Source organism: Labrys sedimenti, from assembly GCF_034424805.1.
Taxonomy (GTDB): domain Bacteria; phylum Pseudomonadota; class Alphaproteobacteria; order Rhizobiales; family Labraceae; genus Labrys; species Labrys sedimenti.
On the sequence record NZ_JAXOUF010000014.1, the window covers coordinates 96,299 to 119,682 of the forward strand.

A 23,384-nucleotide genomic window follows, 5' to 3' on the forward strand; every position below is an offset into this window, starting at 1 on the left:
GCCGGCATCAATCGCGCAGCAGCGGCAGCAATTGTTCGCCCTGGCGCTTGATCTCGGAGAGGTAAGGCGTATCGGAAAGCACGAAATGCCCGATGCCGAGCTCGCGGTATTTGCGCAGCGAATTGGCAACGTCGGCGGCTGAGCCGACCAGCCAGGTGGTACCGGCGCCGCCTCCGCCGAACTTGCCTGGGGCGGTATAGAGATTGTCGTCGAGCACGTCGCCGCGCGAGGAGAGATCCAACAGCCGGCGCTGGCCCTCGGCGACGGCCTGGCGATGGTCCTGCCAGCCGGCGCCATTGGTCCTGGCCATCTCGGCAACCTTCGCCTCGGCATCGGCCCAGGCCTGTTCCCTCGTGTCGCGGACCAGCGTAGTGATCCGCAGACCGAACTTCAGGGGCGGAAGATCCCGGTCCAGCGCCTTGCTCAAGGCCTTGAGGCGTTCGATCCGCTCGCGCACGCCGCCAAGCGGCTCGCCCCAGAAAAGCTGAACGTCGGCCTCGGTCGCGGACACGCGTTCCGCCGCCGCCGAGGCGCCGCCGAAATAGAGCCTGGGATGCCTCCGCCCGCCACGCGAGGAAAGACGCGGCGCCACAGTGGAGCCGGAAACCCGGAAATGCTCGCCTTCGAAGGTGACGTTCTCTTCAGTCCAGAGCCTGCGCACCAGGCGCATGAATTCCCGGGTACGGGCATAGCGATGCGCCTGTTCTCCCTCGGCATCGCCATAGGCGGCCAGATTGTCCAGGCCCGACACGACGTTCACGCGCACGCGGCCGCCGGTCAGCTGATCGAGCGTCGCAGCGGCGGAGGCGAACTGGGCCGGCTGCCAATAGCCGGGCCGGATGGCGATCAGCGGCTCGAAAGTAGAAGTCCGCACGGCAAGGGCCGTGGCGAGGGTGAAGGTATCGGGCCGGCCCCAGCCGGTACCGATCAGTGCGCCCTTCCAGCCATGGTCTTCCAGGGCGCGGGCATGGCGGGTCAGTGTCTCCAGGCTGTTGTGATCCGCGGTGGCCGCGTCGCCGCGATGGCCGGCCCTGACGTCATTGGGGATGTACCACAGATATTCGCTGGTCCCGCTCATGGCTTCGGCCCACCATTGCCCGCGGCTGCGAAGCCGCGATGGTCGCCGGCGTGGCGTGCGTTGATCCTCGACATGGTCGGTCTTTCCGTAAGCATTCCTGATGTCCTCACGGGCTGCCGCCGGTCGAGGACGTGGTTTCGGGCAGGCGAGCCACGATCAGCGCACCTGCCCCCAGCGGCGGATAGTGATCCTTTCCAGCGTCGCGAACACCACATTCTCCATGACGAGCCCGATCAGGATCACGAGAGCGAGACCGGCGAAGACACGGTCGGTGTAGAGCTCGTTGCGGTTTTGAAAGATGAACCAGCCGAGCCCGCCCTTGCCGGACGAGGCGCCGAACACCAGTTCGGCCGCGATCAGGGTCCGCCACGCAAAGGCCCAGCCGATCTTCAGCCCCGAGAGGATGGCCGGCAAGGCTGCTGGCACCAGGATCTGAAAGACGTAGCGCACGCCCCTGAGGCCGTAGTTACGGCCCGCCATGCGCAAGGTTTCGGGCACGGCCTGGAAACCGGCGAAGATATTGAGGGAAAGCGGCCACGACACCGAATGGATCAGCACGAACACCAGGCTGCCGGCACCGAGCCCGAACCATAGCAGCGCCAGAGGCAGCAGGGCGATGGCGGGCAGCGGGTTGAACATGGCCGTCAGCGTCGACAACAGGTCCCGGCCCAGTTGGGTGGCGACTGCGAGCGTGGTCAGGGCGAAGGCGAGCACGATGCCAGCCAGATATCCCTGGACGAGCACCAGGAGAGACAGCCTTACCCGCTCGGGCAGCTCGCCGCTGGCCATGTCGGCAATGAAGGCCCGTGCAGTCGCGGTGAAGGTCGGCAACAGCAGGTCATTGTCCTGGTAGCGGGCAAGAACTTCCCACAGGAGCGCGAGGGCAATGAGGATCAGGCTCTTGCGCAGCCAGCCCTGCCGCCACAGGCGGGTCGCCAGCGGCAGCCGGCGCTCGAGCGCCACTTCGACGAAGGGCTGGAGGTCGCGATCGAATTCCTCGCGGACCGGCGGAACGAGCGATCCGTTCACGGCCATGCTCATGCCTGTCCTCCCGAGCCGATCCTCGCCTCCCCCCTCTCCCGCACCTCTTCGCTCTCCTCCTCGAACAGCAGGCGGTGGATACGCTGGCTTGCGGCCTGGAAGGCAGTTCCGCCGATGCTGGCCAGGTCCCACTCATGGCTGTTGATCTCGGCGCGCACCCGGCCCGGCCGTGGCGAGAGCAGCGCCACGCGATTGCCGACGACCAGCGCTTCCTCGATGGAATGAGTGACGAACAGGAGAGTGAAGCGCACCTCCTCCCACAGACGCAGGAGTTCCTCCTGCATCCTGCGCCGGGTCAAGGCATCGAGCGCCGCGAAAGGCTCGTCCATCAAGAGAATTTCCGGCTGCATGGCGAGCGCCCTGGCAATCGCCACGCGCTGCTTCATGCCGCCCGAGAGCTGGTGCGGGAAAGCGTCCGCAAAGGCGACAAGCCCAACCTTGTCGAGATAATGCAGGGCCCGTTCCCGCGCCTGGTGGCGCGGCAGGCGTCCGGAGGCGACCAGCGGGAAGGCCACGTTCTGCAGCACCGTCTTCCAGGGCGGCAGCTGGTCGAATTCCTGGAAGACGACGATACGGTCCGGCCCCGGCGCATATATTGGCCTTCCCCTGAGCACGAAATCCCCTTCGACCGGCCGGATGAACCCCGCCGCGGCCTTCAGCAGCGTGGACTTGCCGCAGCCCGAAGGCCCCAGCAGGACGAAGCGATCGCCCTCGTAGACATCGAGATCCACCCTGTGGGTGGCCCGGACGACCCGATGGCGGGTCGCATACTCCAGGGTCACCGAACGCGCCTGCAGCAAAGGGGCCGGCAAGGCCCCTCCGGGATGCAGCGCATGTGGACCGTCATGCGGCTTGGAAAAAGCAGGCCCGGAAAAAGCAGGCTTGGGAAAACCATGCAGGAGGCTGTCCGTCATGCGGTCTACCGATCACCTATCTCGGAATTATGCTCGGAACGAAGCACTCAGCTGCCGCCGGATATGCGTGGTTCGTCGAAGAAATAGTCCGACAGGCTTTTCGGCTCGTTCCTGATGGCACCGACGCGGTGCAGGAACTGGCCAAGCCCCAGCGTGTTCTCGGGTGCGATCTTGAAGCTCACTTCCGGATTCTTGATGATCTTGAGGAGCAGATTGCGATCGGTCTTGGCGCCGGCCACCTCCAGATAGATATCGGCCGCCGCCTCGGGATTGTCGCGGACGAATTTGGCGGCTTCATCGAGACCGTCCAGGAAGGCTCTGTAGGTCTTGGGGCTCTCCTTGACGAATTTCTCCGTGGCGTACAGTACCGTCGAAGAAGCCGGCCCGCCCTGGACGTCATAGGATTTGAGCACGACATGCGCCTTGGGATTTTCGGCGAGTTCCTGTTCCTGGAAAGGCGGGTTGCCGAAATGGGCGGTGATCTCGGTACCTCCCTTGATCACAGCCGCGGCAGCCTCCGGATGTGGCAGCGCGACCGAAAACTTGTCGAGCCTGGCATAGTCCGCATCGCCCCATTGCTTGGCCGAGGCCCATTGCAGGATGCGCGACTGCACCGAAACGCCGACGGCCGGCAGTGCGATGCGGTCCTTGTCGGTAAAGTCGGCGATCGTCTTCACATTGGCGTTGTTGGTGACGAGGTAATAGGGGAAATTGCCAAGCGAAGCGACGCCCTTGACGTTCTGCTTGCCATGGGTGCGATCCCACAGCGTGAACAGTGGCCCGACCCCTGCCCCCGCAATGTCGATGCTGCCCGACAGCAGCGCATCGTTCACCGCTGCGCCGCCGGACAGCTTGACGAATTCGACATCGATGTCGACGCCCGCAGCCTTGCCGTGCTTTTCGAACAGTTTCTGCGCCTGCGCGACGTTGAGCGTGAGGTAGACGACCCCGAATTGCTGGGCAATGCGCAGCTTGCCCTCCTCAGCCTGTGCCGCCGAGGCAATCAGCAATCCTGCGCCGGCCAGAAGACCAGCAACCGCCCGGAAATGACGCTTCATCAAACACCTGCGTGTTGTGCAAATTCCTCATAACTATATAAAGTCTATTGAATTAGTCAATTATATGCTGAGCGAACCTGCGGACGCGCGGCGGTCTCGTCCGCTCCTGGAAACGCTGCGTCTGGTTTGCCGGAAGAGGCGAACGAGACGTCCGCGCACCGGGAACCCGCGCCTATTCGGGGGCGACACGCACCACGAGCTTGCCGAAATTGCGCCCTTCGAGCAGGCCGATGAAGGCTTCCGGCGCCCTGTCCAGGCCGTCCACGAAATCCTCCTTGTAGCGAAGGCGTCCCGAGGCGATCCATTCCGTGGCCTCGCGATAGAAGGCCGGGCGCTGGTCGGCGAATTCGCGCTGGATGAAGCCACGGATGAGAAGGCTCCTGCTCAGGACGTCCCGCATCACCGACGGCAGGCGGTCGGGCCCGGCAGGGGCATCGGGGCCGGCATTGTATTGCGCGATCAAGCCGCAGACGGGGATACGTGCAAAATCGTTGAGCAGCGGAAACACCGCATCCCATACGCGGCCGCCGACATTCTCGAAATAGATGTCGATCCCCTCCGGGCAGGCGGCAGCGAGTTGGGCGGCGAAATCGGGAGCGTGATGATCGACCACGGCGTCGAAGCCGAGCTCATCGCGCACGAAGGCACATTTGTCGGCGCCGCCGGCGATTCCCACGGCACGGGCGCCCTTGATCCGGGCGATCTGGCCGACGACCGAACCGACGGCACCCAACGCAGCGGCGACGACGACGGTCTCGCCGGGCTTGGGCCGGCCGATGGTCAGCAAGCCCGCATAGGCGGTGAAGCCAGGCATGCCGAGCACGCCGAGCGCGGTGCTCACCGGCGCGGCCCGGGGGTCGAGCTTGCGCAACCCCGCGCCATCGGAAAGCGCGAAGCTCTGCCAGCCGGAATGGGAGAGCACGATATCGCCCTCCCGGTAATCGGGATGGCGCGAGCGTATCACGCGGGCGACGGTGCCTCCCTCCATGACATCGCCGATCGCCACGGGCTTGGCATAGGATTTGGCCGCGCTCATGCGGCCGCGCATATAGGGATCGAGCGAGAGATAGAGGACCTGCAGGAGGAGCTGTCCGTCCGAAGGCTCGCCGACCGGCGCGTCCTCGAACCGGAAATCGTCAGGGGAAGGAGCGCCGACGGGCCGGGAGGCGAGCACTATTCGCCGATTGATGAGAGTTGACGTCGTCATGATCGAGCCGGCCTCCGTTCTGTCTGTTTCAAGAACGCCCGTTTTCCGGCCACCGAATCTTCGGCGCCGGGAACAGGACACCAGTTGCATTTAAGCGCGCCTGCGGAAATGCCATCGCCGGTCCCGCTCATATTTTTGCGCGATGGAGCACCGGCCCGGATGACGGATCACCCAAGCCGCGAGGCGACGGCCACAACGGCGACCTGCCGGGAGACGGCCCTTGCCTCCCGCGCATCATCTCTCCTTTGGCTGCCTGCTTCCCACCCTTTTCGGTGCATCACAGACGGAAGCCCCAGGAGGCTTCCGTCTCCCACCGAAGGCCGTCGATCACTTTCGGGCGTCGAGCTGATCGATGGCTTGCACGTTGCCGGCCGAGGGGCCTTCAGGATCGAAATTCGACGACAGCCAGGTATCGACGATGGCCTTGGCGAGTTCCGGGCCGACGACACGGGCGCCCATGGTGATGATCTGGGCGTTGTTCGACTTGGCGGCCCGTTCCGCCGAATAGGTGTCATGGGTGAGCGCTGCGCGGATACCCGGCACCTTGTTGGCGGAGATGCACACGCCGATGCCGGTGCCGCAGAACAGGATGGCGCGATCATGCTTGTGATCGACCACGTCCTGGCCCACCTTGGCGGCAAGATCGGCATAGTAGCCCGCCTGGCTGAGATCGGTGATCTCGAGGTCCGGGCGATTGGCCAGATGCGCGGCGATGACGTCGAGCAGGGGCTTGCCCGCGCTGTCGGCTCCAAGTGCGATTTTCATGATGGTCTTCCTTCCTTGTATAAGTGAGATCGGTTGCCCTGGCGGCTATGCCGACAGGGCCCGGGCCGTGCGATCGAGGATGTCGAGATAGCCTTCGGCCTGCCAGGCGGAGCGCCCAATGAAGAGCCCGTCGATATGGGGCTGGCCGATGAGGTCGGCGGCGTTGGCCGGATTGACGCTGCCGCCATAGAGAACTGAAGGGGACGTCCCGAGGCGGTTCGCCGCCATCTGCTTGATCAGGGCCTGCTGGCGATCGGCATAGTCGGCGCTGGCCGGAATGCCGTTTTCGCCGATGGCCCAGACCGGTTCATAGGCGAAGATGATCTCGACGGCAGGCTTGCCGTCGCCAAGCTGCGAGAGCGCCCCTGCGACCTGGGCCGCGAGCACCTCTTCGGCCTTGCCGCTCTCGCGCTCCGCCAGGGTTTCTCCGACGCAGACCAGCGGTATCAGGCCATGCTTGATCGCCGCCGCCGTCTTCAGGCCGACGGTACGATCCGTCTCGCCGAAATGCTCGCGCCGCTCGCTATGCCCGAGCTCGACCAGGTCGAGGCCGCAATCCTTCAGCATCGACGGCGAGATTTCGCCTGTCCAGGCGCCCGCATCGGCCCAGTGCATGTTCTGCGCGCCGACCTTCACGCGCGTCCCGACGAGCGCCCGCTTGACTTCGCGCACCAAAGTGAAGGGCGGGATGACGAAGGGCTGCAGGCGATCATCGACCGAAGCCAGCGCTTGGGCCAGGGTTTTCGTGAAAGCCAGACCCTCTTCCAGGGTCTTGTTCATCTTCCAGCTGGTGCCGACCCAATGACGTGTCATTTTCCATGTCTCTCCGTGCCGACCACGACCGGCCGGCTTGCAAATCCGTGTGTCTGAAGAGGCCTAGCCGAGCAGCGCCCGCGCCGTGGCCTCGTCGGTGATCAGCCCCCTGAGGCGGCCGCTGAGCAGTACGGCCCGGATCGCCTCGAGCTTGTGAGCCCCGCCTGCAATGCCGACGATGTGATCACCGGCCCGTCCGTTCAGGACGACGCCCAGGGTCCGCGCGGTCAGGGAATTTTCGAGCACCCGTCCCTGGGCGTCGAAGAAATAGCCGAGCATTTCGCCCACCCCGCCCTCGGCCCTGATGTCCCGGATCTCCTGCGGATGCATCATGCCGGACGAAACGAGCTGGGCGTCGGCATCGACCGAACCGATGCCCACCACCTTCAACTCCGCGCCATTGGCCATGGCGAGCACCTCGCTGATGCCGCGCTGGGCGAGCAGCACTGCCTTGTCCTCGGCGGAATTGGCGAAGAACGGCACCGGCATCACATAGGCCTGCGCGCCGGTCTTCTCCGCGATGGAGTGCATGACGTCATGCGGATTGACCGCATAATTGCGGGTGAGCACGCCGAGCAGCGAGACGAACCGCATCTGGCCGGCCGCGATGCGCGACATATGAGCCACGGCTGAAGTCAGGGTGCGCCCATGACTGAGGCCGATGGTGCCATGGTCGCCACGCTCGATCGCGCGCCGCAGGAACCCCGCCCCGGCCTGGCCGAGCGCGCGCAGCGGGATGCCCTCCTCGCCGAGATCGGGGGCGACCTCGCAATGATCGAGGTGAAAGCGCCGGCAGAGTTCTGCTTCCAGCTCAACGCATTCGATGATGTCGCCATCGATGGAGACCTTGACTACACCGCTCGCAACCGCGCGGGCGATGAGGCGATGGGTCTTCACCGAGGGCAGGCCGAGCCGCTTGGCCACCGCCGCCTGGGTGAGGCCGCCGACATAATGCAGCCAGGCCGCACGGCGGGCGAGGGATTCCTCCAGTTCGTTCTCGGTGACGGCGCGTCCCATCCCGCCTCCACGCCCCGTTCGCTCCGCGTCAGACATGGAGGTCCTCCGCGCCTGTCTCGATGAAGGGCGCCCAGAAGGCGATGCTCTCGGCGATCTGGGGAATGACCTGGCGGTCGTTGGGCTCGCGTTCCTTGAAGCTCAGCTCCAGGCAGATCTCGTTGTCTTCGGCGCCGCCCTCGGCAAGGGCGGCCAGCAACGGTTCGGGCTGGATCCGGCCCCTGGCATTGAATTCGGCCGTGAACGGGCGATGACCACCCTTGTCCATCAGGCTCTGCTTGATGTGGATGATCGGGGACACCCTCGGCACGGCACGCGCCCAGGCATAGGGGTCGTAGTCGTCGGGGTTGGACGAGGTGACATCGCCATGATCGATATCGGCCATCATCCACATCGGCACGGCCATGTCGGCCGCCGTCAGGCGCCGCTGCAGTGACAGGCAGGCCTCGATGGTCTCGCCGAATTCACGGCCAATGCTCATCGGCTCCCAGAAGACGGAAGTAAGGCCGGCAGCCTTGGCGTGCTCGGCGACTTCGGCCCAGCAGTCGATGGCGATCCGGATCAGCTCCTCACGCCGGGCGGCATCGTCGTAATCAGCAAAAGTGAAAATGGCGAACTGCGTGCCGACCGACGAACCGCCGAGATCGCCGACGATGTCGGCGAAGGTCTTGAACCAGTCGACATAATAGCGCCGCACTTCCGGATCGGGATGTCCAAAATGGTTGAGCCGGCCATAGGGTCCGGTCATGCCACTGGTCACGCGCACGCCGGTGCGGGCCAGGGCACCACTCATCTGGCGGACCAGGCGCCGTATGGTGGCCGCCGGCCAGCTCGGATTGATGAATTCATGCGTCAGCTGCAGGTCGCGCAGCCTGAGATCGCGCGCCACCGCGTCGATCAGATCGTCGGGATCGGCGAAGCGGTTCACCAGCGGATTGGTATTGAGGGACAACGTCAGAGGCATCGGACCCTCAGGCGGAAGCGTTGGAATAGGAAGTCGGCGCCATTGCACCTGCGGCAACGATCTCGCGCTCGAACCAGGCGGTGAAGGCCGCTTTTTCGGCATCGCTCAGGTGGAGATAGTGCTTGGTCCGACGTACCAGCACGTCCTCCGCGTTGCGGGCCCATTCACGCCCGGCGAGATAGCGCGCCTCGGCCTCGAAGAGGCAGCCACCGAAATGACGGCCGAGATCGGCGACGCTGCCTGCCGCGCCGACGAGCTGCGCCGTGCGTGCGCCATAGGCATGGCCATAATGCTGGAGCAGCCGGTTGGGCATCCAGGGATAGGCTGTGCGCAGGGTTTCGACGAAGCTCACATAATCGGCATTCTCGATCTCACCGCCCGGCAGCCGGGCCTCGCGCGTCCAGTCGCCGCCCATTTTGGGGAAGAACTTGCCGAGCCTGTGCATGGCGCGCTCGGAAAGCTCGCGGAAGGTGGTGATCTTGCCGCCGAAGACGTTGAGCAACGGCACCCCGTCGGTCTCGTCGAGATCGAAAACGTAATCGCGCGTGACGGCGGACGGGTTGCCCTTGCCGTCGTCGAAAAGCGGCCGGACGCCGGAGAAGGCATGCAGCACGTCCTGCCGGCGCAGCTTCTGCTTGAAATAGCGGTTCACCGCCGTGATCAAGTAGTCGATTTCCTTCTCCTCGGCAGCAACGTCCTCGGCCGCGCCCTGATAGGCGATATCGGTGGTGCCGATCAGCGCCATGTCACCCTCGTAGGGATTGATGAAGATCACGCGCTTGTCGTGGTTCTGCACCAGATAGGCCTGCTGCCCCTCCCAGAACTTCGGCACGATGATGTGACTGCCCTTGACCAGACGCACATTGCGCGTGGAGTTGGAGCCCGCCACCTGCGCGATGACGTCGGAGACCCAGGGTCCCGCCGCGTTGGCGATGCAGCGCGCCCGATGCGTGCGGGTTTGGCCTGTCACCGTATCGCGGGTGACGACCGTCCAGGCGCCCTCCTCCCGCCGCGCCGAGACCGCCGCCGTGCGGGTGAGGATCGTGGCGCCCTTTTCCGCCGCGCCGAGCGCGTTGAGCGCGACGAGGCGCGCATCATCGACCCAGCAGTCGGAATATTCGAAGCCCTTGGCATACTGGTCGAGGATGGGCGCGCCGACCGGATCGCGCCTGAGATCGAGCACGCGCGTGCCGGGAAGCTTCTTACGGCCGCCCAGATGGTCGTAGAGGAAGAGCCCGAGGCGCACCAGCCAGGCTGGCCTGTCCTGCGGGCTGTGCGGCAGCACGAACCGCATCGGCCAGATGATGTGGCACGCCGAGTTCAGGAGGACTTCGCGCTCGATCAGCGCTTCGCGAACCAGGCGGAACTCGTAATATTCCAGATAGCGCAGGCCGCCATGCACCAGCTTGCCCGAGCGCGAGGACGTGCCCTGGGCCAGATCGTCCTTTTCCACCAGCGTGACGGACAGGCCACGGCCTGCCGCGTCGCGGGCGATGCCGGCACCGTTGATGCCGCCACCGATCACCAGAAGGTCGATCATATCGCTCATACTGCAAGGCTCCTTCCCGCAGCCGACGAAGCGCCCGCTCCGCCGGCGGCGTCATGCCGGGCGGTCGCAAGCGCATTCCACGCTGGGGTCAATTCGAGGCGCGCGGCCCTGAAGGCGGGGAATAATTGATCGTAGAGGGCGGCCAGTGCCGCATCCGGAGGCTCGGGAGCCCCCAGCAGCGGCGTCACCCACTGGGCGACGCAGGCGTCCATGTCCTCGAAGGCACCGATGGCGACCGCCGCCATCATCGCCGCGCCGGCGGCCCCGGCCTCCTCGCGCGAGGAAACGCGCAGTGGGGCGTTGATCGCGGCTGACAGCACGCCGCGCAGAGCGCGCGAGCGCACCGCGCCGCCGGCCAGGCGCAGTTCGGCCGGCAGGTCGCCCATGGCGGCGTAGCAGTCGCGCATGGCCATGCCCAACCCCTCGACGACGGCGCGCACCAAATCGGCATAGCGATGCCTGGCGGACAGGCCGATGAAGCCGGCCCGCGCCTCGGCATCGACGAAGGGGCCGCGCTCGCCGGCGTCGGAAATATAGGGATGGTAGATCAGCGATCCCGGGCGGCTGTCGGCCAGCCAGCCGTCGATGCGCTTTACCAGGTCCTGATGCGTCACCTTCTGGCCCATCTGGGCGAGGATGTCGGCCGCGATCGTCAACACCCAGTCGATGTTGAGCGTCGCCGCCATGTTGGTCTGCACCTGGGTGACGACCCCGGGGACCGGCAGGGCGATGACATAGCCGGTGCCCTCCGGGTTGAGGTGGACGTCGGCCGCTTTCTTGGCGCGCATATGGACGCCGGTCGAGCCGATGGTCGAGCAGGCCGCGTCGCCGGAGCCGCCATAGACGCCCGCCCCCAGGGCGGCCATGACCATGTCGACGTAGCCAAGGCTCACCGGCGTGCCCGCCAGCAACCCCGTCTGCTCGGCCGCACGCGCCGTGAGGGCATGGGTGACCTGGCTGCCATCGATGATTTCGGGCAGCAATGTGCGCCGATGGCTCAGGCCGAGAGCCTCCACGACCCCATCGTCATAGCGGCGGGTACGAAAATTGCCGAAGGTGAAGCTGGCTTCGGACGGATCCGTGGCCCGTACGTCCGTCAGGTTCAGATAGAGCCAATCCTTGCAATGCAGGGCGACCTCGGCCTTGTCGAGCAGATCCGGGCTGTGAACGTCCATATGGGCCATTTGCGACCCTTGCTGGCAAGTATTGAGGCCCGTTCCCGTGGCTTCGAAGCGCGCCCGGTTCATCGGAGAGGCCGCCAGCCTCTGCACCGTGGACGCCGCCCGCGCATCCAGCCATAGCCAGGCGTCGGCCGCCGGCGCATTGCCCGCGCCGACCAGCCAGGTGCCATCGCCCTGGGCCGTGACGGCGAGTGCCGCCGTGCGGGCCGCGAGATTGTCGACCTTGCCGGCCAGCCCGCGCAGCGCCGCGACGCAATCGGCCCAGGTCGCCTGCAGCGATTGAGTCGCCGAACCGTCCTCTCCGCGCAGGTAACGATTGGGCACCGAGAATGCCCCGATCTGGCGGCCGCTGAAATCGAAGGCGACGGCCTTGATCACAGACGTCCCGGCATCCACCCCGATCAGCAGATCAGCGGGCATCACAACATCCTTCGCGAACGGACAGCTCGACAATTCCGCGCATGATCCATCTCCCAGGCAGGGCCAGGCCTCCCGCTCATCGCCGGCGATTTCCGCCGTGCGCGTCGATCTGTGATCTTCGTGATTTCATATATCATAAAGATATCATACGTCACGTAATTTATTGCTACGATAACACATTATTTCAGGAGACCCCGCCCGCCTGCAGAAAAAGGAAACATATCCAAAAGCCGAAACTCGCCCTCCGATCCTTCCGTCAGAGCGAAGCGGAAAATCCCCCTGCGTCACACTTGTTTTGGCCTGCGTCATGAATTTAACTATTTGATTTAATTGTTTAAAATTTCAAATTTCCGATTTTTCCCCGCAACAATACACTAGACCAGCAGCTCCGCAGCGGACCGCGCCACCCTGCCAGGGGTTCGCCGCATCTCCGAAGGACCAACAGTCGGAAACCACCCTTTTCGGAAAACTTTTTCGCCGAGCCGGCGAGTTGGGATTATAACTCTGTTGACGTTTTATAAAACACAGATATAACATATCTCAATGATCAGCGAGAGAGCCGTTCCGGCCCGTGAGAGCGGGCCGCATCAGCGGCAGAATGGGAGGAGCCATGCTGCGCATTCCGCGCACCGGGTCCGCGCTTGCGGCACAAGCCCGGGCAAGCCTCGGCCGGGCATTCCTCCATCCCCGCTTCCTGATCGCACGCAGCGAAAATGGTGGGCTTCGTCATGAGCAATAGTCATGGTGCATCCGCGAGGGCACCGGCCGCCGGCGGCTGGCGTCGGCTGATCGTGCCGGCGCTTGCCGTTCTCGTCGTCGCCGGAATCGCCTTCGATACCCGCATCGTGCAGATCGGTTCCAAGGACGATGTGCGCCAGGCCGCCTTTTCGCCCGATACCTATGGCGCCGAGCATTTTCCGCAGATCAAGGCGGCCATCGAGCAGCGCGCCGTCGAGGCCAAGACCCTGGCGCCGGCGATTCTCGCCGACAAGGCGGCAGCGGCCGCCAAATATGGAACGGCAGCCTCTACCGGCTCGATCATCCCCGTCCGTCTGACGGGCGTCGCCGGCGAGCAGAAGGCGGGCATCTACAAGCTCACGGTTGACGGACTGCCGGCCTCCATCGGCGTGCGCGTGCAGACCGGCCCCGCCATCAATGGAACCGACCTTCGCGACGCGCCGGGCGATATCGCTTTCGGCCAGTTCAAGAACCAGATCGAGTATCAGAACGCCGGCTCGGCCATCAATCGCGAGATGAAGAAGCAGGTGCTCACCGACATCGATACCGCCAATCTCACCGGCAAGACCCTGGAGATCGTTGGGGCCTTCCGTCTGGTGAACCCGGAAAACTGGCTGATCACGCCTGTGGCGGTAACGGTGAAATGAGCGAGGCGCTCTCTCCTTCCGGCGCACGGGCGCCCGAGGTCGTGCTGGCCGCGCGCAACGTGGCCAAGTCCTATGGCAATGTGCACGCTCTCAAAGGCGTGAACTTCGACATTCATCGCGGCCAGGTCACGACCCTGTTCGGCGAGAACGGCGCCGGCAAGTCGACCCTGATGAAAATCCTGTCGGGCATCGTGACCCCGACATCGGGAGAGATCCTCCTCGACGGTGAGCCCGTGGAGTTCTCCTCGGCGTCGGATGCCCGCGACCGGGGCATCTCGATCATCCACCAGGAACTCTCTCTCGCGCCCAATTTGTCGGTGCGCGACAACATCTTCATGGGCCGCGAGATCATGGGCCTCACCGGCGTCGACTTCGCCAAGGAGGAGGAAGAGACGCGCGCCTTGATGGCCGAGCTCGAGGAGGACATCGATCCCCTCACCCCGGTCGGCGAATTGCGGCTGGGACAGCAGCAGATCGTCGAGATCGCGCGCGCCCTCTCGGTCCGCAGCCGCATCCTGATCATGGACGAGCCGACCTCGGCCCTGTCGGCGACGGAGGTGGCGGTGCTGTTCAAGGTCATCGGCGACCTTACCAGCCGGGGCGTCTCGATCGTCTACATCTCGCACCATCTTGAAGAGGCGCTGGAGATCACCAATCACGCCGTCGTCCTGCGCGACGGCACCATGACGGCCTATGCCCCGCGTGCCGAGATCGACCTCAAATGGATCGTGCGCAACATGGTGGGCGAGAACTATGACCTCGGCTCTCCCCCAGAAGGCTACGAATTCGGCGCCACGGCGCTTTCGGTGCGCGAGCTCACGGTGCCGGATCCCGCCGGCGGCGGCTACAATGTGGTCGACAAGCTGTCGCTGGACGTGAAGGCCGGCGAGATCGTTTGCATCTACGGCCTGATGGGCGCCGGCAGGACCGAATTGCTGGAAACCCTGGCCGGGCGCCTCAAGGCCTCGTCCGGCCAGGTCCTCCTGGAGGATGACGAGGTCTCGGGCCTGACCATCGCCCGGCGCATCCAGGCCGGCCTGGCCCTGGTTCCCGAAGACCGGCAGCGCGACGGCCTGGTCCAGACCATGAGCGTGGGCCAGAACCTGTCCCTGGCTTCGATCGCCGATTTCACCCGCGGCCTGTTCACCTCGCTGAGGATCGAGCAGCAGCTGATCGACGACACCATCCGCAAGGTCACGGTCAAAACGGCAGGCGGCGGCGCGCCCATCGGCTCGCTGTCCGGCGGCAACCAGCAGAAGGTGGTGATCGGCAAGATGCTCGCCACCAACCCCAAGGTGATCCTGCTCGACGAGCCGAGCCGCGGCATCGATATCGGCGCCAAAGCCGAGGTGTTCCGGCTTCTCGCCGAGGGCGCACGCCGGGGCCTCGCCGTCATCTACTCCACCTCCGAAGTCGGCGAATGCCTCTCCGTCGCGCATCGCATCATCGTGATGCGCAAGGGCCGCATCGCCGCCGAATTCGGCGCAACCGCAAGCAAGGACGAGATCATGGCCGCCTCGGGCGAAGCCGTGGTCCATTGATCCCTCCAGAGCAAGGCGCCTTCGAATGAAACCGCGCCTTTGCTCTAACTCTTTGTTTCGACACGACTTTGCGACCCCTGCCAGTGCCGGCAGATCGCAAAACGCTCTAGGCTTTTAGGAGGCCTGCCCATGTCGCAAACCGCTGCAAGTACGAGCGCCAAGGGGCAGAAATCGAGCCCCGGCATCGGCCGGTTGCTGCTCGAAGGACGCGCCTTCTTCGCGCTGATCCTCATCGTTGCGGTCTTTTCATTCCTGTCGCCGAACTATTTCACGCTCGGCAATTTCCTGACGATGGCCTCGCACGTCGCCATCTACGGCATCCTGGCGCTCGGCATGCTGCTGGTGATCCTCAATGGCGGCATCGATCTGTCCGTCGGCTCAGTACTGGCCTTGTCCGGCTGCGTCGCCGGCTTCCTGATGGGCGGCGTGACCTTGCAAGTCGCCGGCGTCATCCTCTACCCGCCGGTCTGGGCCATTGTGATCCTGACCCTGGTGGTCGGCGGGCTGGTCGGAGCGCTGAACGGCGTGCTCATCGCCTGGTTTCGGGTGCCTGCCTTCGTGGCGACGCTGGGCGTGATGTATGTCGCTCGCGGCGTGGCGCTGCTGATGACCAACGGCCTCACCTACAACAGCCTCTCCGGCCATGCCGATCTCGGCAATACCGGCTTCGAGTGGCTCGGCTTCAACCGCCTGTTCGGCGTGCCGATCTCGGTGCTGATCCTGGCGGCGCTCGCCATCGTCACGGCCCTGGTACTCGGCCGCTCCGCTTTCGGCCGCTGGCTTTATGCCTCGGGCGGTAATGCCCGCGCCGCCGAATTGTCGGGCGTACCGGTCAAGCGTGTGCAGATCACCGTCTATACCGTCTCCGGCATCCTGTCGGCGATCGCCGGGCTGGTGCTGTCCTCACAGCTGACCTCGGCCGGCCCTACTGCGGGTACGACCTATGAACTCACGGCCATCGCGGCCGTGGTGATCGGCGGCGCCGCCCTCACCGGCGGGCGCGGCACGGTCCAGGGCACGATGCTCGGCGCCTTCGTGATCGGCTTCCTGTCGGACGGGCTGGTGATCATCGGCGTGTCCTCCTACTGGCAGACCGTCTTCACCGGCACGGTAATCGTGCTCGCCGTCCTGCTCAACTCGATCCAGTACAAGGCCCGCGGCCGGCAAGGCTAGGAGTCCGCGCAGAAACTTTCCCATTTCGGCAACAACAACAGATCTGCAGTGGGATCGTTGCCGTCTTGCGACGGCAGACAACTTCACCAATCAAGGGAGATGCCCAATGTTCAAAAAAGGCATGCGTTTACTGGTTGCGGCCGTCGCCGTGACCCCGTTGCTGATCGGCTCGGCCTCGGCGGCGGGCCTGATCTCGATCATCGTCACCGATCCGGCCAATCCTTACTGGTTCACCGAGGGCGAGGTCGCCAAGAAGACCGCCGAGCAGCTCGGTTACACCGCCTCGGTCGCCGCCCATAAGGGCGACACCAACACCGAGAGCACGCTGATCGATACCGCCATCACCAACAAGTCCGCCGCCATCATCCTCGATCCGGCCAATGCGGACGGATCGGTCGGCGCGGTGAAGAAGGCCGTCGATGCTGGCATTCCGGTGTTCCTCGTCAATGCCGAGATCAACAAGGAGGGTCTGGCCAAGGCCCAGCTGGTCTCGAACAATGCGCAGGGCGCTGCCGTCGGCGCAGAGCAGTGGGTGAATTCGGTCGCCAAGTCGGGCAAATATGTCGAATTGTTCGGCAACCCCGCCGACAACAACGCCGCCACCCGCTCCAACGGCTATGAAACCGTGCTGACGCAATATCCCGACCTGACCAAGTCGGCCCAGGAAGTCGCCAACTGGGATCGCGCCCAGGGCTACCAGAAGATGCAGTCGATGCTGCAGGCCCATCCCGACATCATCGGCGTGATCTCCGGCAATGACGAGATGGCCCTCGGTGCCGTCGCGGCGCTGAAGGAAGCCGGCAAGCTCAAGCAGGTCAAGGTCGGCGGCTTCGACGGCTCGCCGGACGCGGTTGCCGCGATCAAGGCTGGCGAACTGCAATACACCGTCCTGCAGCCGGTTGCCGTCTTCTCCAAGGAAGCCGTCGTCCAGGCCGACACCTTCATCAAGACCGGCAAGACCGGCGCGGCGACCGAAAAGCAGCTTTTCGACTGCGTCCTGATCACCAAGGACAATGTCGACAAGTATGTCTCGGCCTTTACGCTCGCCAAGTAATGACGAAGCCGGGATGGCTGTTGGCCATCCCGGCTCTCGCAGGGCGTGTCGCGTCCTTCCACAGCGGTGATTGCTGCAGGCAGGCATATTCCGGCACTTCGGGATATCCTGCCGTCGCTCAATCCGGAAACAGACCGACATGACATCGACGAGAGCCACGCAGGACGAAACGCTGGAACAGATCATCGCCGATCAGGTGCCGAGCGACAGCCGCCATGCCCGCCAATTGGCCCGCCGCCAGCTCATCATGCAGGCGGTGATGGCCGAGGGCACGATGCGCATCGAGGAACTGGCGGAACGCTTCGCCATCAGCCTGATGACCGTGCATCGCGATCTCGACGAGCTGATCAACCGCGGCCTGCTGCGCAAGTCGCGGGGCATCGTGTCGGCGACGCCCACCAGCCTGGTGGAATCGAGCGATGTCTACCGCTCCATGCGCCAGGCGGTGGAAAAGCGCGCCATCGCCCAGGTCGCCGCCCAGTTCCTGGAAGCCGGGCAGGCCGTCTTCTTCGACGATTCGACCACCGTGCTGCAGATGGCACCCCATATCGCCGCCCGCGTGCCGCTGACGGCGATCACCAACTCGATCCCCTTGATGAACGAGTTGAAGGAGATGAACGATGTCACCCTGCTCGGCCTGGGGGGACGCTACTACAATTGGTGCAACGCCTTCATGGGCCCGGCCACCACGGCCGAGATCCGCCGGCTCCGTGCCGATTGCGTCTTCCTGTCGATGTCCGCCATCACCGACGACATGGTGTTCCACCAGTCCGCGGAGATGGTCGAGACCAAGCGGGCGATGTTCGAGAGCGCGGCCAAGCGGATCCTGCTCGCCGACCATACCAAGTTCGAGCGCCGTGCCCTGCATGCCATGGGCAATCTGAGCGAATTCGATGCCATCATCGTCGATGACGGCATGGCCCCGCTCCAGGTCGAATTGCTGCGCTCGCGCGGCATCAACATCGTGATCGCGCCACTCAAGCAGCGCTCATCCCACACCGCGTGACATGACCAGGCGTTTCGTCCGGCGGTTTCGCACTGTTTGCAACAACCCTTCGCGACGGAGTGCCTGCCAATGCCGACCCTCATAGGAATCGACAATGGGTTGACGGTGACCAAGGCAGCCGTCTTCGATGAAAACGGCACGCTGCTGGCGGTTGCCCGCCGGCGCATTCCCCAGATCATCCCATATCCCCACCATGTCGAACGCGACATGGTGGGCCTCTGGCAGGCGACGGCCGAGGCCATCGCCGAAGCACTCGAAAAGGCGGGGCGCCCTGCCGGCGATGTGGCGGCGGTTGCCGCGACCGCCCATGGTGACGGCGTCTACCTTCTCGATGCGGAGCGCCGGCCGCTCGGCAACGGCATCCTTTCGCTCGACAGCCGGGCGGCCGCCATCGTCGCCGAATGGGACGGCGATGGCACCGCCGCCACGGCTCTCGCCCGCACCGGGCAGGTCGCGCATGCCTCCGCCCCCTCGGCACTGCTGGCCTGGATCAAACGGCACGAGCCGGAGCGCTTCGCCCGGATCGCCCACGTCCTGGCCTGTAAGGACTGGCTGCGCTTTTGCCTGACCGAGACGCTCGGCACCGATCTCACCGAGGCGAGCACATCGTTCACATCCGTGCAAAGCCAGGTCTATGAGCCGGACATCCTGTCGATCTTCGGCCTCGATGGCCTTGCCGGCGCCTTGCCGGCGGTTACGCGGCCGGACGAGATTATCGGCACTGTTTCGCAGTCCGCTGCCGCCGCGACCGGCCTGACGGCTGGAACCCCGGTGGTGGCCGGCGTGCACGATGTCGTCGCCTCTGCCCTCGGCATCGGCGGCCATCGCGAAGGCACCGTGGCGATCGTGGCCGGGACCTATTCCATCAACGAAACGATCGCCAGTACGCCGAAGACCGATGCACGCTGGTTCTGCCGAAACGGCATCAAGCCGGGCGAATGGAACCATATGAGCATATCGCCGGCCTCCGCCGCCAACTATGACTGGTTCCTGGATACGCTCTGCGCCATCGAACGACGCGCCGCCGAGGAGACAGGCGGCTCCATCCACGCCGCCATCGGCGCCGAGATCGAGGCAGCACTCGCCCGGCCCTCCACCGTGCTCTTTCACCCCTATCTCTACGGCTCTCCGCATGGTGCGACCGCCAGCGCCGGATTTCTCGGCCTGCGCGGCTGGCATGACCGCGGCGACATGCTGCGTGCCGTCATCGAAGGCATCGCCTTCAACCACCGGGTGCATGTCGACGCCTTGCGGGAAGGCTTTTCTCCAGGCGCCATCAGCCTTACGGGTGGCATTTCGAGAAATCCCCTCTACGCCCAGATCTTCGCCGATACGCTCGGCCTGCCTATCACCGTGAACGAAACGGAGGAGGCAGCCGCATGGGGCGCAGCGTTATGCGCTGGCGCCGGTGCCGGCCTCTATGCGTCGCCAACGGACGATCCGCGCGATCTCGCAGCTCTCGCCCGGCACTACCGGCCGGATCCCACGCGCAGCCGGCAGCTGCAGGAGCGCTATGCCCTGCATTGCGACATCTCCACCCAGCTGGCGCCCCTCTGGCCGCGCATCGAGGCCCTGGCCTCGCAGGCGCCCTAGCACCCTGGCTCGCTCGGCATAGTCCTATCGGTATTTGACATGACCAAAGACATTGACGTTCTCATTCTTGGCGCCGGCATCAACGGCGCGGGCCTGTTTCGCGATCTCTGCGAGCAGGGCCTGACCTGCCTGATCGCCGACAAGGCCGATTTTGGCTCGGGCACCAGCGCCGCCCCGTCGCGGCTGATCCATGGCGGCATCAAATATCTGGAGACGGGGGAATTGCGGCTCGTCGCGCAGTCGACGCTGGAACGCAACCTCCTGCTGCGCAATGCGCCGCATCTGGTCGAGCCCTTGCCCACCGTGATCCCGATCTTCTCCTGGCTGCAGGGCATCCCAGCAGCGTTGCGCACGCTGTTCGGCTCGACCACGGCGCCGCGCAACCGTGGCGCCGTGCTCATCAAGATCGGCTTGGCGCTCTATGATTTCTATGGCGCCCGCCATCGCGTCATGCCCAAACATGCCCTGTGGTCCCGTGGTCGCGCGCTGACCGAAATCGCGCCGATGACGCCGAAAATCGTCGCCGCCGGCACCTATTACGATGCCAAGGTCACCTGTCCGGAGCGGCTGGTGCTGGAACTGCTGCAGGACGGCATGGCGGCCAGCCCGGGCTCCGAAGCCCTGAACTATACGAACCTGGTGTCTGCCGAGAACGACGTCATAGGCCTGCGCGGACCAGACGGCACGGATCGGAACGTTCGCCCGCGGATCGTCGTCAATGCGGCCGGCCCCTGGATCGACCATGTCAACGGCGCCCTCGGGTCGCCCACCAAGCTGATCGGCGGCACCAAGGGCTCGCATATCCTGCTCGACCATCCAGATCTGCTCGCGGCACTCAAGGGACGGATGATCTATTTCGAGGCCAATGACGGGCGCATCTGCCTGGTCTACGACTATCTCGGCCGGGCCCTGGTCGGCTCGACCGACATCCGCGCCGATGATCCCGACACGGTTCGCTGCGACGACGAGGAAATCGACTACTTCCTCCAGAGCCTGCGCGACCTCCTGCCCGGCCTCGCCTTTTCGCGTGACCAGATCGTCTACGCCTATTCCGGCATCCGCCCTCTGCCCGCCTCCGGCAATACGGCCGCCGGGCTGATCAGCCGCGACCATTCGGCTCCCGTGCAGGAGCCCACGGATCGCCGACCCTATCCGATCGTTTCACTGGTGGGCGGCAAGTGGACGACCTTTCGCGGCTTTGCCGAAGAGGTCTGCGATCTCATCCTGCGCCGCCTCGGCCAGGCGCGCCGGCGCGGCACGCGGGACCTCGCCATCGGCGGCGGACGAGACTATCCGGCCGAAACAGCTGCCCAGGCGCGTTGGATCGAGCAGACAGCAAAAGCCACGGATACATCGACCGCGCGCACCGCCGAGCTGCTCGGGCGCTATGGCACGACGGCACGGGCCATCCTCGCCCATGAAGGAGCGCAGCCGGCCCGACTGGCGGATGCGAGCGACTACTCGCTGGCTGAAATCGACTGGCTGGTGCGCCACGAAAAGGTCGTGGCGCTCGAGGACATCGTGATGCGGCGCAGCACCCTGGCGATCACCGGCCGCCTCAGCGGCCGTGACGTGGCGGCGATTGCCGACATCGCGGCCCAAGCGCTTGGATGGAACGAAGCGCAACGCAACGAACAGCTGGCAAAAACGCGGGAGACACTCGCAGCGCGCCATCGCATTCGCTTCGAAAAATAGCCTGCTTCAGCTGGGGGACCACCAGTGTCGTGCTCCCTGGCTCCCTTTGCCTTCGACCGGCGCCGATCGCAAAGCGAACCTTACCAGAAGCGACGCCGGGATCTGCGATCTCACAGCGCGGCCAAAGCCGTCGCTTCGTTGGGGCTTCCCTCACAGATCCGCAAGACCGGACATTCCGCACTTGCATCAGTCCGTGGAGACGGTGGCAGGCCATGATCCCTCACGACGGATGGCATGGCTAGAGATACACGGGCTTCAGCAAAAACTTCTGCGATCGGCAAACGATTCGAAATCTCTCGCCGAGAGTATCAATTCAATATGCACACACTATTCAAAATCAATGATTCCAAGATAATTTATGATTTCATATAAACTTAATATTGTGAAATCATACACTTAAAAGTCTCATTAGAACATATAAATTTTGACTCATATTCTAGGTAATAATGAGGTATATCTCATATTCCCAACGTTCGGCGTGCCTGTTTCAAGAGCACCCGACAGGCCCCGTCAGGCGGTTGCGCAAGCCTGAACTGGCACGGCAACGTGGAAGGAGGAACCCCATGAGGTCGTCGATCGGAAACGCACGCGTTCGCTCCCGCCTGCCCAAGCGCTCGCTCCTGAGTTTCCTGTTGGCATCGAGCGCCGCCATGCTGTGCCAGTCGGCCTATGCCCAGGTCACGGCCAGCGGCGGACAGACGGTGCGCATCACGCCCGCCCAGGCCACCTGCAAGAACGAGATCTGCTTTCACGCCATCGACCAGGGTACGTTGCTCTATAGCAATGCCGACACAGCCATCGATGTCACGGTGCCGCCCGCTTTGAATGGCGATGACTACGATATCGGCATCTTTGCCGAGGATGGGGCGACCATCAATCTGAAGGGCGGAGGAATCGTTCGCGTTGGCGGGAGCTCGACGGGGCTGCAAGCCAATTGGGGAAACGTAGCGGGGGCCACGATCTATGCGACCAATCTGAGCCTCGACGTCGCGGACGTTGCCAGGGGTGCAATAGCTTCCCGGAGCAGCCGCATGACGTTCAGCGGCCAAACCACCCTGGTGGGCCATGGTGCCTGGTCGGACGGCCTTTCTGCGCAGTCCGACAGCACCATCACCGTGAATGGCCCGATCAATGCTAGTGGTGCCTGGCTCTACGTCGCAAACAGCAGCGATGGCAGCCGGGTCGATCTGAAAGGCGGCGGAACCATTTCACTGACCGGGGCAGGCCAGGGTGTTTTTTCGGCGGCCGCCGACGGAGTTCTGACGGCGACCGGCATGAAGATCCATGCCGATACCAACCAGAGCAGTGGCACCTCCTTGCTGAGCGGCGGCAGTATCAGCACCATCAAGGTCTCCAACAGCGAGCTGGATGGCGCCAATTCCGGAGGAGCGATCTGGGGCATCCACGTCTCGAACGCCGTGACGGAAAACGCCATCTTCGTCGTGGACAATAGCCGGCTTACGATGAACTCGGCCGGAGCGGCCATCTATGCCGATGGTGGGCGAGCCACGGTGCGCCTGACCGGTACGGACGTCACGGCCTTCAAAGGCAGTGGCGGCTTGCTCGCCAATGTCGGAACGGGCCGGATCTTCCATCTGCCCAGCGCGCTCAACCTGAGCGCAATCGATTCCACGCTCTCCGGAGACATGGCGGTGGACGCACCTGCCGCGGACGGAGCAAACACCCTGTCGGCCAGCCTGCGCGGCACCACGACATGGACCGGCAATCTGACTGTGAGCGGCGCCTCGCGAGGCAGTGTGACCCTGGCCGATTCTGCCCATTGGACCGGTTCAGCGAGCAATGCGACAACCGTCGTGCTGAGCTCCGCCACGGCGCTTTGGGCGATCCCGGGCGCGGGCAATTCCACCGTCTCCGGCACGGTGAAGAATGCCGGCAAGATCGCCTTCCAGGCCGGTGGCCCGACCACGCTGAC

At 64.6% G+C, this 23,384-nt stretch carries 19 protein-coding genes; 8 read left to right on the forward strand and 11 right to left on the reverse strand.

Features of this window, described 5'->3' with window-relative positions:
* Positions 1–7: 7 nt before the first annotated feature.
* The 11 genes from U1R88_RS27230 to U1R88_RS27280 form a co-directional block, all read right to left on the reverse strand.
* Positions 8–1,078 (reverse strand): LLM class flavin-dependent oxidoreductase, encoded by a 1,071-nt coding sequence (locus U1R88_RS27230; protein ID WP_322434081.1) that lies wholly within the window; start codon positions 1,076–1,078, stop codon positions 8–10.
* A gap of 156 nt (positions 1,079–1,234) precedes the next feature.
* Positions 1,235–2,119 carry an ABC transporter permease gene (locus U1R88_RS27235; RefSeq protein WP_322434082.1) on the reverse strand — a complete coding sequence of 295 codons (885 nt, stop codon included), beginning with the start codon at positions 2,117–2,119 and terminating at the stop codon, positions 1,235–1,237.
* Positions 2,116–3,033: an ABC transporter ATP-binding protein gene (locus tag U1R88_RS27240; protein ID WP_322434083.1), complete on the reverse strand. Its 918-nt coding sequence runs from the start codon at positions 3,031–3,033 to the stop codon at positions 2,116–2,118. Before U1R88_RS27240 ends, U1R88_RS27235 begins: the two co-directional genes overlap by 4 nt.
* 47 nt (positions 3,034–3,080) lie before the next feature.
* Positions 3,081–4,091 carry an ABC transporter substrate-binding protein gene (locus tag U1R88_RS27245; RefSeq protein ID WP_322434084.1) on the reverse strand — a complete coding sequence of 337 codons (1,011 nt, stop codon included), beginning with the start codon at positions 4,089–4,091 and terminating at the stop codon, positions 3,081–3,083.
* Positions 4,092–4,263: 172 nt separating this feature from the next.
* Complete coding sequence (locus U1R88_RS27250) at positions 4,264–5,298, reverse strand: NADP-dependent oxidoreductase (RefSeq protein ID WP_322434085.1); 1,035 nt, start codon at positions 5,296–5,298, stop codon at positions 4,264–4,266.
* Between the two features lie 327 nt (positions 5,299–5,625).
* Entirely contained in the window at positions 5,626–6,063 is a 438-nt protein-coding gene (derI, locus tag U1R88_RS27255; RefSeq protein ID WP_068281428.1) for a D-erythrulose-4-phosphate isomerase, read from the reverse strand.
* Between the two features lie 45 nt (positions 6,064–6,108).
* Complete coding sequence (locus U1R88_RS27260; protein ID WP_322434086.1) at positions 6,109–6,876, reverse strand: triose-phosphate isomerase; 768 nt, start codon at positions 6,874–6,876, stop codon at positions 6,109–6,111.
* 63 nt (positions 6,877–6,939) lie between these two features.
* Positions 6,940–7,893 (reverse strand): sugar-binding transcriptional regulator, encoded by a 954-nt coding sequence (locus U1R88_RS27265; protein WP_322434098.1) that lies wholly within the window; start codon positions 7,891–7,893, stop codon positions 6,940–6,942.
* 28 nt (positions 7,894–7,921) lie between these two features.
* Positions 7,922–8,854 (reverse strand): sugar phosphate isomerase/epimerase family protein, encoded by a 933-nt coding sequence (locus U1R88_RS27270; RefSeq protein ID WP_322434087.1) that lies wholly within the window; start codon positions 8,852–8,854, stop codon positions 7,922–7,924.
* A gap of 7 nt (positions 8,855–8,861) precedes the next feature.
* Positions 8,862–10,403, reverse strand: coding sequence for a glycerol-3-phosphate dehydrogenase (locus tag U1R88_RS27275; RefSeq protein ID WP_322434088.1), 1,542 nt, complete (start codon positions 10,401–10,403; stop codon positions 8,862–8,864).
* Positions 10,400–12,004, reverse strand: a complete 1,605-nt coding sequence (locus U1R88_RS27280) for an FGGY-family carbohydrate kinase (RefSeq protein WP_322434089.1) — start codon at positions 12,002–12,004, stop codon at positions 10,400–10,402. Before U1R88_RS27280 ends, U1R88_RS27275 begins: the two co-directional genes overlap by 4 nt.
* Positions 12,005–12,732: 728 nt before the next feature.
* On the opposite strand from U1R88_RS27280, the gene U1R88_RS27285 reads away from it, so the two are divergent.
* From U1R88_RS27285 to U1R88_RS27320, 8 genes are all read left to right on the forward strand, one after another.
* Complete coding sequence (locus U1R88_RS27285; RefSeq protein ID WP_322434090.1) at positions 12,733–13,389, forward strand: DUF2291 domain-containing protein; 657 nt, start codon at positions 12,733–12,735, stop codon at positions 13,387–13,389.
* The gene (locus tag U1R88_RS27290; protein ID WP_322434091.1) at positions 13,386–14,930 is read left to right on the forward strand and encodes a sugar ABC transporter ATP-binding protein; all 1,545 of its coding nucleotides are present in this window, start codon (positions 13,386–13,388) and stop codon (positions 14,928–14,930) included. Before U1R88_RS27285 ends, U1R88_RS27290 begins: the two co-directional genes overlap by 4 nt.
* 129 nt (positions 14,931–15,059) lie before the next feature.
* Positions 15,060–16,103, forward strand: a complete 1,044-nt coding sequence (locus tag U1R88_RS27295) for an ABC transporter permease (RefSeq protein WP_322434092.1) — start codon at positions 15,060–15,062, stop codon at positions 16,101–16,103.
* 106 nt (positions 16,104–16,209) lie between these two features.
* A complete protein-coding gene (locus U1R88_RS27300; protein ID WP_068281436.1) occupies positions 16,210–17,157 on the forward strand; it encodes a D-ribose ABC transporter substrate-binding protein in 948 nt (315 codons plus the stop codon).
* A 139-nt stretch (positions 17,158–17,296) separates the two neighbouring features.
* Positions 17,297–18,163: a DeoR/GlpR family DNA-binding transcription regulator gene (locus U1R88_RS27305; protein ID WP_322434093.1), complete on the forward strand. Its 867-nt coding sequence runs from the start codon at positions 17,297–17,299 to the stop codon at positions 18,161–18,163.
* 69 nt (positions 18,164–18,232) lie between these two features.
* Positions 18,233–19,756, forward strand: a complete 1,524-nt coding sequence (locus tag U1R88_RS27310; RefSeq protein WP_322434094.1) for an FGGY-family carbohydrate kinase — start codon at positions 18,233–18,235, stop codon at positions 19,754–19,756.
* 39 nt (positions 19,757–19,795) lie between these two features.
* Positions 19,796–21,451, forward strand: a complete 1,656-nt coding sequence (locus U1R88_RS27315; protein ID WP_322434095.1) for a glycerol-3-phosphate dehydrogenase/oxidase — start codon at positions 19,796–19,798, stop codon at positions 21,449–21,451.
* 563 nt (positions 21,452–22,014) lie between these two features.
* Positions 22,015–23,384: hypothetical protein (locus tag U1R88_RS27320; RefSeq protein WP_322434096.1), on the forward strand; the 1,370-nt coding region annotated here is incomplete at its 3' end.

Coding starts and splice junctions, on each gene's coding strand:
- U1R88_RS27230 (WP_322434081.1), bottom strand. CDS start 1,078: ATGAGCGGGACCAGCGAATATCTGTGGTACATCCCCAATGACGTCAGG.
- U1R88_RS27235 (WP_322434082.1), bottom strand. CDS start 2,119: ATGAGCATGGCCGTGAACGGATCGCTCGTTCCGCCGGTCCGCGAGGAA.
- U1R88_RS27240 (WP_322434083.1), bottom strand. CDS start 3,033: ATGACGGACAGCCTCCTGCATGGTTTTCCCAAGCCTGCTTTTTCCGGG.
- U1R88_RS27245 (WP_322434084.1), bottom strand. CDS start 4,091: ATGAAGCGTCATTTCCGGGCGGTTGCTGGTCTTCTGGCCGGCGCAGGA.
- U1R88_RS27250 (WP_322434085.1), bottom strand. CDS start 5,298: ATGACGACGTCAACTCTCATCAATCGGCGAATAGTGCTCGCCTCCCGG.
- derI (WP_068281428.1), bottom strand. CDS start 6,063: ATGAAAATCGCACTTGGAGCCGACAGCGCGGGCAAGCCCCTGCTCGAC.
- U1R88_RS27260 (WP_322434086.1), bottom strand. CDS start 6,876: ATGACACGTCATTGGGTCGGCACCAGCTGGAAGATGAACAAGACCCTG.
- U1R88_RS27265 (WP_322434098.1), bottom strand. CDS start 7,893: ATGGGACGCGCCGTCACCGAGAACGAACTGGAGGAATCCCTCGCCCGC.
- U1R88_RS27270 (WP_322434087.1), bottom strand. CDS start 8,854: ATGCCTCTGACGTTGTCCCTCAATACCAATCCGCTGGTGAACCGCTTC.
- U1R88_RS27275 (WP_322434088.1), bottom strand. CDS start 10,403: ATGAGCGATATGATCGACCTTCTGGTGATCGGTGGCGGCATCAACGGT.
- U1R88_RS27280 (WP_322434089.1), bottom strand. CDS start 12,004: ATGCCCGCTGATCTGCTGATCGGGGTGGATGCCGGGACGTCTGTGATC.
- U1R88_RS27285 (WP_322434090.1), top strand. CDS start 12,733: ATGAGCAATAGTCATGGTGCATCCGCGAGGGCACCGGCCGCCGGCGGC.
- U1R88_RS27290 (WP_322434091.1), top strand. CDS start 13,386: ATGAGCGAGGCGCTCTCTCCTTCCGGCGCACGGGCGCCCGAGGTCGTG.
- U1R88_RS27295 (WP_322434092.1), top strand. CDS start 15,060: ATGTCGCAAACCGCTGCAAGTACGAGCGCCAAGGGGCAGAAATCGAGC.
- U1R88_RS27300 (WP_068281436.1), top strand. CDS start 16,210: ATGTTCAAAAAAGGCATGCGTTTACTGGTTGCGGCCGTCGCCGTGACC.
- U1R88_RS27305 (WP_322434093.1), top strand. CDS start 17,297: ATGACATCGACGAGAGCCACGCAGGACGAAACGCTGGAACAGATCATC.
- U1R88_RS27310 (WP_322434094.1), top strand. CDS start 18,233: ATGCCGACCCTCATAGGAATCGACAATGGGTTGACGGTGACCAAGGCA.
- U1R88_RS27315 (WP_322434095.1), top strand. CDS start 19,796: ATGACCAAAGACATTGACGTTCTCATTCTTGGCGCCGGCATCAACGGC.